Origin of the sequence: Marinobacter sp. DUT-1 (genome assembly GCF_050379415.1) — a bacterium.
Lineage (GTDB): Bacteria > Pseudomonadota > Gammaproteobacteria > Pseudomonadales > Oleiphilaceae > Marinobacter.
In genome coordinates, this window is sequence record NZ_JBNRLS010000009.1 from 14345 (window position 1) to 27632 (window position 13288).

Annotated in this window: 11 protein-coding genes; 3 read left to right on the forward strand and 8 right to left on the reverse strand. The window is 60.0% G+C overall.

Translation table 11 applies throughout. The annotated features are described in order from the left end of the window. Positions 1 to 412: 412 nt before the first annotated feature. The 5 genes from ACQUTG_RS18125 to dksA are packed head-to-tail and all read right to left on the reverse strand — an operon-like array spanning position 413 to position 6370. On the reverse strand, positions 413 to 1813 hold the full coding sequence (locus tag ACQUTG_RS18125; protein WP_428920713.1) for a sigma-54-dependent transcriptional regulator: 1401 nt from the start codon (positions 1811 to 1813) through the stop codon (positions 413 to 415). A gap of 7 nt (positions 1814 to 1820) precedes the next feature. Next, a complete protein-coding gene (locus ACQUTG_RS18130; protein WP_428920714.1) occupies positions 1821 to 4784 on the reverse strand; it encodes an ATP-binding protein in 2964 nt (987 codons plus the stop codon). After that, positions 4774 to 4950, reverse strand: coding sequence for a hypothetical protein (locus ACQUTG_RS18135; protein WP_008940627.1), 177 nt, complete (start codon positions 4948 to 4950; stop codon positions 4774 to 4776). The genes ACQUTG_RS18130 and ACQUTG_RS18135 overlap by 11 nt, the downstream gene beginning before the upstream one ends. A gap of 50 nt (positions 4951 to 5000) precedes the next feature. After that, positions 5001 to 5873, reverse strand: coding sequence for a tRNA glutamyl-Q(34) synthetase GluQRS (gene gluQRS, locus ACQUTG_RS18140; RefSeq protein WP_428920715.1), 873 nt, complete (start codon positions 5871 to 5873; stop codon positions 5001 to 5003). 56 nt (positions 5874 to 5929) lie between these two features. Continuing rightward, on the reverse strand, positions 5930 to 6370 hold the full coding sequence (gene dksA / locus ACQUTG_RS18145; RefSeq protein WP_428920716.1) for an RNA polymerase-binding protein DksA: 441 nt from the start codon (positions 6368 to 6370) through the stop codon (positions 5930 to 5932). Between the two features lie 176 nt (positions 6371 to 6546). Here dksA and sfsA point away from each other — a divergent pair, with 176 nt between their 5' ends. Continuing rightward, positions 6547 to 7278 carry a DNA/RNA nuclease SfsA gene (gene sfsA / locus ACQUTG_RS18150; RefSeq protein WP_428920717.1) on the forward strand — a complete coding sequence of 244 codons (732 nt, stop codon included), beginning with the start codon at positions 6547 to 6549 and terminating at the stop codon, positions 7276 to 7278. Here sfsA and ACQUTG_RS18155 read toward each other — a convergent pair. Continuing rightward, the gene (locus ACQUTG_RS18155) at positions 7262 to 7633 is read right to left on the reverse strand and encodes a Rieske (2Fe-2S) protein (protein WP_428920718.1); all 372 of its coding nucleotides are present in this window, start codon (positions 7631 to 7633) and stop codon (positions 7262 to 7264) included. The two genes, sfsA and ACQUTG_RS18155, sit on opposite strands and share 17 nt — an antisense overlap. Positions 7634 to 7653: 20 nt before the next feature. Further along, the gene (locus tag ACQUTG_RS18160; protein ID WP_428920719.1) at positions 7654 to 9231 is read right to left on the reverse strand and encodes an AAA family ATPase; all 1578 of its coding nucleotides are present in this window, start codon (positions 9229 to 9231) and stop codon (positions 7654 to 7656) included. A gap of 121 nt (positions 9232 to 9352) precedes the next feature. On the opposite strand from ACQUTG_RS18160, the gene mrcB reads away from it, so the two are divergent. After that, positions 9353 to 11671: a penicillin-binding protein 1B gene (gene mrcB / locus ACQUTG_RS18165; protein WP_428920720.1), complete on the forward strand. Its 2319-nt coding sequence runs from the start codon at positions 9353 to 9355 to the stop codon at positions 11669 to 11671. Then, positions 11668 to 12243, forward strand: a complete 576-nt coding sequence (locus tag ACQUTG_RS18170; protein WP_428920721.1) for a tetratricopeptide repeat protein — start codon at positions 11668 to 11670, stop codon at positions 12241 to 12243. The genes mrcB and ACQUTG_RS18170 overlap by 4 nt, the downstream gene beginning before the upstream one ends. Positions 12244 to 12297: 54 nt before the next feature. Here ACQUTG_RS18170 and ACQUTG_RS18175 read toward each other — a convergent pair whose 3' ends face one another. Further along, the gene (locus ACQUTG_RS18175; protein ID WP_428920722.1) at positions 12298 to 13209 is read right to left on the reverse strand and encodes a DUF4382 domain-containing protein; all 912 of its coding nucleotides are present in this window, start codon (positions 13207 to 13209) and stop codon (positions 12298 to 12300) included. Between the last annotated feature and the right edge of the window lie 79 nt (positions 13210 to 13288).

The following is a 13288-nucleotide window of genomic DNA, read 5'->3' on the forward strand; positions in this document are numbered from 1 at the left end:
TGTCGCCTGGAAGGCGATTCTTCTCTACATCTACAACTCACACGTGCCGTGGGACCACTAAAAAGCAAAGTACCCAAAACACTCAGTTCGCTCACGTTCTGTTTTTGTTTTTGTTACCGAACGTCTTCCTGCAGCTTTTTGTATTTGTTTTGACGCTGCGTTTGCCACTTCTTGTTTTTGTTGTTGTGCGCTTAATAGATTGCAGAGTGCGTGCCAGTTTTTGAAAATCTTTTATTAACAGTATCTTACGGTTTTGAAGGAAATAAGTGTTACCCCGTACTTCCGATAAGTGTTACTGAGATCACAGTTGTTTCGAGGGGAGTGTTACCGTGGGGAACATGGGGTAACAACTGAGGCTGAGTTCATCCTTTGGCCCGGGTAGACATGAAAAAGGGGGCAACGGCCCCCGTGATCAGTTGCTGGTTTTCTTGCGGGGTATCCCCAACCGCTGGCGTCGTTCCCACAATGACTTCCGGCTGATACCCAGCTTCTGGGCCAACTCCGTCTCGCTCATCCGGTCCTGGTTCTCCAGGACAAAATGCTGGAAGTAATCCTCGAGGGACAGGTCATTGGCCGAATCCGCATCCCGGGTAGGGGTCTGTTCGTTGTTTCCTTCCACCAGGGTCTCGGGGATGTGCTCGTCGCCCCCTTCACTGTCCAGATCGAGCAGGGATGGCGTAATCACATCCCCGTCACACAGGATGGTGGCCCGCTCTATGGCGTTCTCCAGTTCCCGGACGTTGCCCGGCCAGCGGTGCCGCTCCAGGACTCGCATGGCGTCGGGGCTGAGATTGAGGTTCGGCTTGCCCATTTTCTCGCCCTGGCGCCTGAGGAACTTCCGTGCCAGTCCAAGGATGTCACTCTGGCGCTCGCGCAGGGGCGGAATCCGGATCTGCATCACGTTCAGGCGGTAGTAGAGGTCCTCCCGGAACTCGCCGGTACGGGTCATCGCCTTCAGGTTCCGGTGGGTGGCTGCGATCATGCGCACGTTGACTTTGCGGCTCTGGGTGGAGCCGACCTTGCGGATCTCGTTTTCCTGCAGCACGCGGAGCAGTCGGGCCTGGGCCTCGGCCGGCAACTCGCCGATCTCGTCCAGAAACAGGCTGCCACCGTCGGCCGCTTCAATCAGACCGGTACGGGCAGACACCGCACCGGTGAAGGCGCCTTTTTCGTGGCCGAACAGTTCCGATTCGATCAGGCTCTCAGGAATGGCGGCACAGTTCACCGAGATCAGTGGTTTCGATGCCCGGGGGCTGAGCAGGTGCAGGGCGCGGGCGGCCAGCTCCTTACCGGTTCCCGATTCCCCCTGGATCAGTACCGTGGTTTCCGTCGGTGCCACCTTGCGGATCAGGGTGAACACCTTCTGCATGGCCTCACACTGGCCAAACATGATGTTGGCCGGGTCGCTTTCCTGGGGTTTGTCACCGGCGCCCGTAACGCTCCCGGAGTCAGCATCGGCAGGTCCCTGGCGCGCCAGGATGTTCTCGACTGCTGCGAGCATTTCATCATGGTCAAAAGGCTTGGCGATGTATTCGACGGCGCCCATTTTCATGGAGTCGACCGCCGAGCGCAGGCTGGCATAGCTGGTCATGATCAGCACCGGCGTATTGGGCGCACGGTTGATCAGCTCGGTGCCGGCCGCACCGGGCAGGCGCAGGTCGGAGATGATCAGGTCAAACTGATCCGGTTCATGGTTTTGCTCGGCCTCCTCCACCGACCTGGCGTCGGCCACTTCATAGCCGGCATGCTGCAGCAGCTTGCGCACGGCGGAACGAATGATGTCTTCATCTTCTACAATCAGAATGCGGGGCATAACTGTTTCAGGACCTTTCGTTCTGGCTGGCAGAGGTATCGTCGGCTTCGGCCCGGTACGCCGGGAGTCTCAGGCGCACACAGGTACCGCTGCCGGTCCCGGTATTCGCCGGACTCTCGACCTGGATGTTGCCATAGTGTTCCTCGACGATGCTGTACACCAGGGACAAGCCAAGGCCTGTGCCCTTGTTGGGGGCCTTGGTGGTGTAAAAGGGCTCGAAAATATGGTCGAGCTGGTCTTCCGGGATACCTGAGCCTTCATCAATGACCTCGATAATAGCGGAGTAGCTGTCGCCGTTTCCACTGACCCTGATGGTACCACCCTCGGGCGAGGCATCCCTCGCATTGGCGAGCAGGTTGACGAACACCTGTACCAGACGCTGTTCATCACCGAGTACCAGCAGGTCCTCAGGCACCTCGTTCAGATAGCGGATGCCCATACCTTTGTCGCTCAATGACAGTAGATTGACGGACTCCTCCACACAGCGATGAATGGACACCGGTTCATAGCGATTGGCATGGGCATGGTTACCCGTCCGGGCGAAGTTCATCAGTGACTGCAGGATGGTAGAAATACGTCTGGTCTGTTGCTGGATCTGGTCAGCGGTGTCCAGGATGTCCGGGTTGTCGGTTTCCAGTTTCAGGTTCTGGGCCAGCGAGGAGATGCCAGTGACCGGGTTGCCAATCTCGTGGGCGACGCCGGCGGCCAGGCGACCCACCGAGGCCAGCCGCTCGCTGTGCATCAGTTCGTCTTCCAGCAACCGGGTTTCGGTCTGGTCTTCCACCAGGATGATGCTGCCGCCCTCGGTGTGGTCAGGCCCGCTCAGTGCCGCCTTGTGCAGGTTCAGCCAGTGCGGCTTGCCGCGCAGGTCGAGGCGGTGCTTGTAACGGTGCAGTTCCTCGCCGCGGTTGAAATCCTCCAGCAACAGGTGCCAATGCTCCGGCAGGGCCATCAGTCGGGCGCCCACCACATCGTCGGCGGTGATGCCAGTCAGCTCTTCCATGGCGTGGTTCCACATGAGGATCTCGCCATCTTCACCCACCGAACAGGCAGGAATCGGAAGGTTCTGCAGGGTCTGGCGGTAATGGCGTCGCAGGTTGTCCAGTTCGCCGGCCAGGCCGGTCAGCCGGTTCTGGTAGTCCCCGAGAGCGCGTTCCACATAGCGGATGTCCTGGCCGGTATGGCCCCGGGCCAGAGGCTTGAAGCCAAGGTGGCGGTGCACCATGTCCCGGGCCACTGACGGGCCGAGCAGGCCGGAGAGGTTGATCTCCACCTGATCGCGCAGGCGTCGAAGCTGGTAGGGGCGATATTCAATATTGGGCAGTTTCAGCTGTGCCAGGGCCCTTTCCACTTCCCGCCTGGCCACGCCATGGCCCAGAGGATCCGCGAGCTGGCGGATGAATTCGGTGGAGGAGCTGGCCAGCAGTTCACGCCGCTGGGGCCGCGACAGCGCGCCCATGGAACAGGCCTGGGCCGCACTGGTTTCCTCGGCCGAGCTGGCGCTAAGAATGGAAAACAGGCCGAAGACGGTGACATTCGCGGTGATGCTGATAAACGTGAAGATGTGCCAGTTGCTGTAATCCGGAATCAGCGGTACGTCGAACCACGCCAGAGGGTTGATGGTGTGGGAGAAGGGCAGAACCAGGGTTGCCAGCCAGATCACGAGCCCGGTAATGAGGCCGGCAATCAGACCGCGCCGGTTGCCTTCCGGCCAGTAAATGACACCAAGAGCGCCGGGCAGCAGTTGGAGCATCCCGGATAGCGAAATGGCGCCCAGGATGGCCAGGTCCAGCTCCTGGCCCACGGTTTCATGGAACAGCAGGGCAAAGAAGATGATGACCGCGATCAGCAGGCGCTTGACCCATTGCAGCCAGCGGTAGATGTCCGCCTGGTCTCGGGGTGTCTTGACCGGCAGCACCACGTGGTTGAGGACCATGCCCGCCAGCGCCAGGGTACTGACAATCATCAGGCCGCTGGCGGCGGAGAGACCGGCGATATACATGAGCAACGACAGCAGAGGGCTGTCCAGTGCCTGGGCGACGCCAAGGGCATAGAAATTCGGCTCGATACCCACCCCCAGGGCCTGACCGCCCCAGAGAATCACGGGAACCGGCAGCGCCAGAAGCAGGAGGTACAGCGGCAGGCCCCAGCTGGCCTTGGCCAGGGATTTGGGCGATGGATTCTCGCTGAACGTCATGTGGTACATGTGTGGCAGGACCAGGGCACCCGCGAAGGACATTAACATCAGAGCGCGCCAGCTGCCGTCGTCTATGGCCAGGGTCATGGTTCCGGTGGCGGCTTTGTTCATGGCGAGCCATAGGTCCAACCCTTCCATGCCCTCAAAAACCTGGAACAGGATTACACAACCAAGAGTCAGCAGCGCGCCCACTTTCACCAGAGAGTCAAAGGCAATAGCCAGCACCAGCCCCTGGTGGTTTTCCGAATTCTGGTTGCGGCGGGCGCCGAACAGGATGGCAAACAGCAGCACGATCAGGCAAAACAACAGGCTCATTGCCTTGGGGGAAGTGTCCGGGGCCAGGATGCTGGCTGAAACTGCCACCGCCTGGATCTGCATGCTCAGCAGGGCCAGGATGGCCGCCCCGGAGCAGAGGGTCACCAGGGTGCCTGCCCATTGGCTCCGGTAACGGTAGGCAAAGAGATCGGCCAGCGAGGTCAGCTGGTACGCCCTGGCGATGCGCATGATCGGATTGAGCAACACCGGTGCCAGCAGGAAGGCGCCACTGATGCCGAGGTAATAGGCCAGAAAGCCGTAACCGGTTTCAGCGGCCATGCCGATGGCTGCATAGACCGCCCAGATACCGGCATAGACGCCAAGGCTCAGGGTGTAGACCAGGGGGTGCCGTACCCATTGTTTGGGCAGCATTCCCTGTTCGGTAATCCAGGCCACACCGAAAAGCAGGAGCAGGTAAACCAGGCTGGCCAATACCAGGCCGGTGGCACTAAAACTCATTGGGATCCCGTCGCCATTCAAGCCAGAACCCGATGGCGATCAGTCCCGCCCAGATGACGTAGGGGCTGTACCAGACGTTGCCTGGCGCAGTCCACCAATCCAGGATGTTGGGAGAAAAAATGTATATGGCCAGAACCAGCAGAAAGACCAGACGGTAGATGTACATCAGGCTCAAGGTCCGCACTGAAGTGTAAGAAGGGCTTTATACCATGCCTGTTAGCGGGCTGTCAGGTGGATCGCCTGCCGGCGCCAGTGTCGGCAGGCCCAGGCCAGGATCTCATCCGGGTTTGATGCCTGCAGTGACGCCGGTGGTTCCTGGCCCAGAGCGTCCAGTGCGCGGAACAGGTTCTCGGATGCTCGGTTGTCGTCAAGTGCGGGTGCGTGGGTCTGTTTGCTGAGCTTCTGGCCCTGTTCATTGAGGATCACCGGTATGTGCAGCCACCGGGGTGGCTCGGCACTCAGGGCCCGAAAGATCTGTTGTTGCTGGGCCGTCATGTCGAGCAGGTCCGAGCCCCGGACCACGTCAGTAATCCCCTGGTCGATATCATCCACCACCACAGCCAGCTGGTAGGCGTAAAAGCCCTCTTTGCGCAGGAGGACCGGGTCGTCGAATTCCGCCTGCACTACCTGATGTTGCGGGCCAAGCAACTCATCCTGCCAATGGCACTGCTCGTCGTGCAGGGCAAACCTGACGGCAAAGGGACGGACGCCCGGTTGGAGTCCGGCTTCCCTGCAGTGATGCGGGTGCCGGCCGCCATTGGCCTGAAGCTCCTTGCGGGAGCAGGGGCAGCGATAGGCGTATCCTGTTGCCAGCAGCCGGTTGATGGCATCCTGGTAGGCGTCATGGCGTCGGGACTGGAACCGGATCGGCTCGTCCGGAAACAGGCCGTGGGCTTCCAGGCTTCGGAGAATCTCCCCGGTGGCTTCCGGAGGTTCCCGGAGTGGGTCCAGGTCTTCAATGCGAATCAGCCACTGGCCCCGTTGGACCCGGGCTTCGACATAGCTGGCAACAGCGGTAACGAGAGAGCCGAAATGCAGAGGGCCCGTTGGGGAGGGTGCGAAACGGCCCCGGTAGCGTGGATTGGCCATGGGAAAGTCAGTCTGCCGGTCGCCTTGCGGTTACCGGCAGACAGCTGTTGTCGGGCTCAGATGCCCGTCTGGCGCTCACGGATCTCGGCGAGCGTCTTACAGTCGATGCACAGGGTGGCGGTGGGGCGAGCCTCAAGGCGACGGATACCGATCTCGACACCACACTGATCGCAGAAACCGTAGTCGTCCTTGTCGATCCGGTCGATGGTCTGGTCGATCTTCTTGATCAGCTTGCGCTCACGATCACGGGTACGCAGTTCCAGGCTGAACTCTTCCTCCTGGGTTGCGCGATCACTGGGATCCGCGTAATTTGCTGCGTCTTCCTGCATGTGGTGCATGGTGCGGTCCACTTCTTCCATCAGCTCCTGTTTCCATTGCAGGAGCAGATCCTTGAAGTGCTGCAGCATCTCGGCACTCATGTACTCTTCACCCTTCTTCATTTCATAGGGGGTGAAGTTGGTAAAACGTTCGCGTGACTGTTCTACAGTATTTGCCATTGAACCCGGCCTCTTGTTTGTACTTCACAAGAACGCTTTGCTTCCCATCGTGCCAGCCCGGAGGCTGTGCGATTGTACCCTGGATGAAGCATTCGTCCTGAATCGGGAATTTGCGGAAAATAGCAGATTAGTTACGGGGGTGCCAGCCTTGTGACACTGACTTTTGCGGAGATCACATGAAGTTTTCTGAACCTTTGGTCGAAGGCCGGCTTATTCGCCGCTACAAGCGCTTCCTTGCCGACATACGGTTGCCCGACGGCACTGAAGTGACGGCCCACTGCCCCAATACCGGTTCCATGCGCGGCTGCCAGCCGGAAAACGCCAGGGTCTGGCTCAGCGAGAGCAACAATCCCAAGCGCAAGCTGAAGTATACCTGGGAGCTGGTGGAGACCGGGCCCGGAGTGCTGGCCTGCGTAAATACCGCCAGACCCAATGCCCAGGCGAGGCATGCGATTGAAGCTGGCGTGGTGTTGGAGCTGGCCGGGTATGCAGAATGTCGGTCGGAAGTGAAGTACGGTGGGGAGAAAAGCCGAATCGATCTGCTGCTGTCCGGCCATGGCAGCCGGCCCGATGCCTGGGTGGAAGTGAAGAACGTAACCCTGGACGAGGACGGGGCCGGGTATTTCCCCGATGCTGTCACCACCCGTGGCCAAAAACACCTGCGCGAGTTGATGGGGCAGGTGGCGCAGGGCGAGCGCGGGGTCCTGTTCTTCGTGGTCAATCACACCGGCATCAACGAAGTGCGGCCTGCCGATCACATTGATCCGACTTACGGCCGGCTGCTCCGGGAGGCGGTTGCCGCCGGCGTCGAGGTGGTCGCCTATCGGGCCGCGCTGGTGAATGCTGAAAGTGACCCTTCCGGAAGTCTCGCGCTGACCGGGGCCATTCCGGTCAATCTGGAAGCCTGATCTGCCACTGGCCGTCCTGCTCCCGCAGCTCCAAGGCGGTCAGTGCATCGCCCTGGCAGGGACCGGCGATGCACTCGCCGGTGCCGGTCTTGAACAGGGCGCCATGGGTGGAACACTGGAGGAAGAGGTTGTCCGAATCCATGAACCGGCCCGGCATCCAGTTAAGCTCAATGCCCAGGTGCGGGCATTGGTTCAGATAGGCCCTCGGTTCGTCTTCATCGAGAAACAGGAAGCCGGTGAGGGGCATCCCTGCCGGCTCCCGGGCCTTGACGGTCAACCGGAACTCGATGAACTGGCCCGGCTGCAGATCCGCGGTGGGGCAGACCGATTGCCAGGAATTGATACCTTCTGACATGGAAAACCTTCGCTGCTTTTTCAGTGACCCTGCAGACCGAAATGCTGGCGGATGCGGTCCGCCACCGCTTCGGCCACGTGCTCCTGATCGGTGTGCAGGTGAATCGTGTGCGCCTTCTCCATCGTCGTCAGCGGCTCGAACCAGCTTTGCTGGGCATCCAGCAGTTCCTCCGTGGCCTCGGATGCATCCCCGGAACGGCCCCGGATCCACTGCCGACGCAGGTTCTCGGGCGCTTCGCAGTGCAACAGGGCGAAGGGCACGGCCCGTTTTTCGGCCACAGCGGCAAACAGGTCCCGCTCACTCTGCTTCAGGCAGGCGGCATCAACCACCACCGGAATGCCGGCGGCCAGCAAGTGGTCCGACAGATCGGCCAGGCGCTGGTAGGTCCGGGTTGTAGCCTCCGGCGTGTAGAGGCCTTCACCGGTGTCGGACTTGCTGTCCGCCAGCGGCCCGAGACCATGCAGGCGCTTACGCTCGACGTCGGAGCGCAGCCGGATCAGTCCCAGTTCACCGGCCATGGCGGCGCTGACACAGCTCTTGCCGCTGGCGGACAGGCCAGTGGTCGCCAACAGGTACGGGTTCGGAATGATGCTGTAATCCTCGGCCAGCTGCGCATAGCTCCGGTAGCGCTGCATCAGTTCGGTTTTTTCGTCCTCACCCAGACCCGGATTGCCCAGCGTGAACAGGGCAATCTTGGCCCGGACCATGGCGCGATAGGCCTTGTACAGGGGCAGCAGAGGCAGGGCTTCGAAGTCGCCCCGGTATTCCAGGTAGGTGTTCAGTACCCGGTTGGCCAGAGCCGGTTCATCACGGGATTCCAGGTCCATCAGCAGGAAGGCCAGGTCGTTGATAACGTCGATCCAGCGGAACGGCTCGTTGAACTCGATGCAGTCGAACACGGTGACTTCGCCTTCATGCACCGTGATGTTGGCAAGGTGAAGATCGCCATGACATTCACGGACAAAGCCGTTGTCGTGGCGCCGGGCGATCAGCTCCCTATGCCGTTCAAAGGTGGTCCGGGTCCAGGCTTCGAGGTTGTCCAGCTGCGCCAGGAGGGTCTTGTCGTCGATCAGCGGGCGGATCTGGTCAAAATTCTCCTGCATGGCAGCGTAAACCGCTTCCGGAGTGCCCAATGGCTTGTGCTCCGCAACAGGGGGCAACTGTTCGTGGAATTCTGCGGCCTGCCGGGCCACGCTGGTGAGCAGTTCCGGTGTCAGCTGACCACGTTCCTGGAGGCGATCGAACAGCTTGTCCTGGTCGAACTGGCGCATCCGGATCGCGTACTCGAAAGGTGCTCCGTCTCCGCCGATAACCGGCTGTTCCGGGGTGCCGGTGATAGGAAGCACGTCCAGGTAGAGCTTGCTGGCCAGCCGGCGATTGAGCCGGAGCTCTTCCTCGCAGAAGTACTTGCGCCGTTCCAGGGTGGAGAAATCGAGGAAGCCGAAGTCCATGGGCTTCTTGATCTTGTAGGCGTAGTCGCCGGTGAGGATTACCTGAGAAATGTGAGTTTCGATCACCTGGAAATCCCGGACAGGGTGGTCATACAGCGCCGGATTCTGCAGTGCCTGAATCAGCGTATTGCCGGACGTTTCACTCACGGTGTTCTCCTCGCATTCCCTGAACTCGTTGATTTTTGAAGCCCTATCATAACGGGCAGATTACAGAAATAACACACAGCGGGTCTGACTTACCGGGGTGTCCGTTCGCTATAATCGCGCCATGGCAAAATCAAAGACTCCCCGTAAATCCTCCCGCAAATCCCCGAAATCCAGCCGTCGGCCCTGGTTCTGGCGCCTGTTTTTCAGGGCCTCCCTGATCGGTCTGGTGTTGCTTGCCGGCTGGATGGTGTACCTGGATGCCGTCGTCACCTCCCGTTTCGAAGGCCGCCGGTTCGAGATTCCCTCCCGGGTATACGCACGGCCCCTGGAACTGTATGACGGCGCCAGCGTCAGTACGACGGCCCTACAGAGAGAACTGGAACTTTCCGGTTTCCGCCGGGGAGACGGAGACAAGGCCGGCAGCTATAGCCGCAATGGCAATCGTTTCGTGATCAGCACCCGGGGCTTCCGCTTCCCGGACGGCGAGGAGGCACGACGTCGGATTGCCTTTGGCATCTATGGTGATCGGGTCGAAAACTTCCGGGTCCTGAGTGGTGACCCTGCACCGATCGTGCGTCTTGAGCCGGCCCAGATCGGTGGTATCTATCCGACTCACAAGGAAGATCGCATCCTGGTCGAACTGGACAAAGTGCCGGAGTTGCTGCCGGCAACGCTGATGGCGGTGGAAGACCAGCATTTCTATGACCATTTCGGTATCGCGCCCCTGTCCATCGCCCGGGCCATGCTCGTGAATCTCCGGGCCGGGGAGATTGTCCAGGGGGGGAGCACGCTGACCCAGCAGTTGGTGAAGAACTTCTTCCTGACCCGGGAACAGACCCTGTTGCGCAAGGGTAACGAAGCGCTGATGTCGGTGCTGCTGGAATGGCATTATGAGAAAGACGACATCCTTGAAACCTATCTGAACGAGGTTTACCTCGGGCAGGCGGGCACCCGTAGCATCAACGGCTTCGGTCTGGCCAGTCAGTTTTATTTCGGGGAATCCCTGAACAGCCTCGATATTCACCAGATCGCCCTGCTGGTGGGCATGGTCAAGGGGCCGAGCTACTACAATCCCCGCCGGAATCCCGAACGGGCCACGGAGCGGCGGAACCTGGTGATCTCCGAGATGGAAGAGGCGGGGCTGATTGATCCGAGCCAGGCGGCCCGGGCCCGGGGATTGCCTCTGGGCGTCAGTGAGCAGCCTTCCTACTCCGAGAACCGTTATCCGGCCTACATTGATCTGGTGCGCCGGCACCTGGCCCGGGATTACCGCGAGGAAGATCTGCGCAGTGAAGGCCTCCGGATTTTCACTACCCTCAATCCGGCCATCCAGTATGCAGCCGAATACGCAGTGGAAGAGACCGTGCCCAGGCTTGCCAGCGGTGAAGTCCGGGAAGCACTGGAGGCCGCCCTGGTGGTGACCGCCAAGGACAGTGGTGAGGTGTTGGCTCTGGTCGGCGGCAAGGACCCCGGATTTGCGGGCTTCAACCGGGCATTGGATGCCGAGCGACCAATCGGTTCCCTGATCAAACCGTTCATCTACCTCTCCGCTCTGGATCAGCCGGACCGCTATAGGCTGATCTCGCCAGTCAACGACAAATCCTTCGTACTGGAGTTTGACGACGGCCGTCGCTGGGAGCCCCGTAACTATGACAAGAAGGAGCGGGGTGAGGTGCCCCTGCATGAGGCCCTGTCCCATTCCTATAACCTGCCTGCGGTTCGGGTAGGGCTGGATATCGGTGTCGATGTGGTCGCAGAGACCCTCCAGGCCTTCGGGGTGACGTCGTCCATCTCCCGTTACCCGTCCATGCTGCTCGGTTCGGTGTCGATGACACCGGTAACGGTCGCCCAGATGTACCAGGGGCTGGCCACATCCGGCTTCAATACACCTTTGCGCACCATCCGGGAGGTGACGGATTCCCGGGGAGAGCCTCTGAACCGCTATCCTCTGGAGGTGGATCAGGTGGCCGACCCGGCAGCTGTACACCTGGTACAGTATGCGATGCAGGAAGTCATGCAGGAGGGGACCGGTCGTTCGGCCTATTACACCATTCCCGAACAGTTGACGGTTGCCGGCAAGACCGGAACCACCGACGACGGCCGGGATTCCTGGTTTGCCGGATTCAGCGGGGACCTGCTGGCGGTTGCCTGGGTGGGTCGGGATGACAATGGCCCGACTTCCCTGACTGGCGCGTCCGGAGCGCTGCCGGTGTGGTCGCGGTTCATGGCCGGCGTACCCCAGCATGGTTTCTCTCCGGTGGTGCCGGACGGTGTAAACTACCACTGGGTGAATGCCGAACGGCAGGCGCTCACCGATGAATACTGCGATAATGCGCGCCTTGTTCCGTTCATTGCCGGTAGCGAGCCGGATCAGGAAGTTTCCTGTTCTGGTAATCTGCAGCGTCGAATTCAAGGCTGGTTTGAAGGATTGTTCCAATGAAGATGTCTGTGCTGACCCGTGCCGGCGCCCTGGGCGCCTTTCTTGCTTTGGCAGGCTGTGCCAGTGGCCCCGGTTCCATCTATGTGCCGATCGGCGGCGGTGAGACGTCCAGGGCCCCAGAACCACCCCGGACTTCTACCAGTGAGCCGGAAGAGGCGCCGGTATGGCGCAAGAGCGAGCAACCGAAGGAGCCTGAGGTTGTTGAGGAACGCCGGGACACCGCGCCCAGCTATCAGGACTCGGGAGAGAGTCTGTCCCCGGCCGCCCAGAGCCTTGTCAATGAAGCCGATAACCTGCTGGCCCAGGGCAACACCTCCGGAGCTATTTCCCGTCTGGAGAGAGCGCAGCGCATTGCACCTCGCTCGGCGGAAGTCTACTTCAAGCTTTCCGAAGCCTACGTGGCAGCCAGTCAGTTGGGGAGCGCCGAACAGTTCACTCTGAAAGGGCTGTCGCTGGCAGGTGACAATACCCGTCTGCAAAGGGCAGGGTGGTTGTTGCTGGCGGATATTCGCCGGGCCCGGGGAAATGTGGCCGGGGCGGATCAGGCGGAAGCGAGGGCTGCGGCGCTATAACAAAAAAGCCCCTGCCAGGGCAGGGGCTTTTGATTCTGCTACTGCTACTGCTACTTATGGCACTAACGGAATCGGTTGCGCCTCGGTATTCTCTCCGGCCACAACGCTCACGTTCTGAGTGCCTTGGAATTCCATGGTTGCGGAATCATCCGCTTCGTTGTCGTCCAGCTGGCAGGTATAGCTGATGGTGTAGTTGCCTTCGGTCAGGAAGGCCGCTGTGTAGGTGTGGATGCCATCATTGTCATCGTCGCTGACCGGGACCGCCATCAGAGGACCACTCTCCTCATCATTAACGTTGATGTCCGTCGGAGTAACGTCTGTTCCCTGATAGACATAAACGGCACCCTCGTAGTCACACGCAGCCTCCTGATTAATGGTGCCGTAATCAACCTCGCCGGAAATAGAGCCCACCTCCAGATTGTTCACCAGCCGCAGTGAGGGCCTGAGCAGGTAATCCGCCAGTGATTTACCCTGCGGATTAACAATAGCCTTGCTGACATCAAAGTCGACAGTGAAGTCCGTGGTTGTGTCGGCTGCCACAATAAAGTCGCCTTTCAGCTTGAGGCCGCTCTGCTCACCGGAGGGAACAGCCAGTGAAAGTTCGACATCTGGCTGGTCCTTCTGGACCACGTAGGAATTTTCGGTATCAACCAGCAGGCGAAGCTCTTTGTAGTTGCCGGCCAGCACTTCCTCGTCGGTGATCAGAGGCTCGCTTGCGCCTCCCTGCAAATCGAGCAGGTTCCAGACCTTGGCTTCGTCGAAGGTGAATTCTTCCCACTCGCCACTTTTGTGCTGCAGTCGGATGCCGGTGAAGGCGATGGTCACTTCAGTGAACTCCATGGTTGGTGCGTCGGTCACATCTACAGAAACCGAACCGGTGGCCGGACCACCATCACTACTTCCACCACAAGCGGCAATACCCGCTGCCAGTGCAGATACAGCAAAAATCTGGATTGAACGCTTCATACAACCTCCGTGGTTTTTGGTTGAATCTCCCTCAAACCACGACACAAAATCAGTGAGGGTTCCGGGAATTTTGTTAACC

What these genes read in the sequence shown, in the direction of transcription:
- ACQUTG_RS18175 (WP_428920722.1), bottom strand. Translation starts at nt 13,209, where the DNA reads ATGAAGCGTTCAATCCAGATTTTTGCTGTATCTGCACTGGCAGCGGGT.
- ACQUTG_RS18130 (WP_428920714.1), bottom strand. Translation starts at nt 4,784, where the DNA reads ATGAGTTTTAGTGCCACCGGCCTGGTATTGGCCAGCCTGGTTTACCTG.
- ACQUTG_RS18125 (WP_428920713.1), bottom strand. Translation starts at nt 1,813, where the DNA reads ATGCCCCGCATTCTGATTGTAGAAGATGAAGACATCATTCGTTCCGCC.
- mrcB (WP_428920720.1), top strand. Translation starts at nt 9,353, where the DNA reads ATGGCAAAATCAAAGACTCCCCGTAAATCCTCCCGCAAATCCCCGAAA.
- ACQUTG_RS18170 (WP_428920721.1), top strand. Translation starts at nt 11,668, where the DNA reads ATGAAGATGTCTGTGCTGACCCGTGCCGGCGCCCTGGGCGCCTTTCTT.
- ACQUTG_RS18135 (WP_008940627.1), bottom strand. Translation starts at nt 4,950, where the DNA reads ATGTACATCTACCGTCTGGTCTTTCTGCTGGTTCTGGCCATATACATT.
- ACQUTG_RS18155 (WP_428920718.1), bottom strand. Translation starts at nt 7,633, where the DNA reads ATGTCAGAAGGTATCAATTCCTGGCAATCGGTCTGCCCCACCGCGGAT.
- dksA (WP_428920716.1), bottom strand. Translation starts at nt 6,370, where the DNA reads ATGGCAAATACTGTAGAACAGTCACGCGAACGTTTTACCAACTTCACC.
- sfsA (WP_428920717.1), top strand. Translation starts at nt 6,547, where the DNA reads ATGAAGTTTTCTGAACCTTTGGTCGAAGGCCGGCTTATTCGCCGCTAC.
- gluQRS (WP_428920715.1), bottom strand. Translation starts at nt 5,873, where the DNA reads ATGGCCAATCCACGCTACCGGGGCCGTTTCGCACCCTCCCCAACGGGC.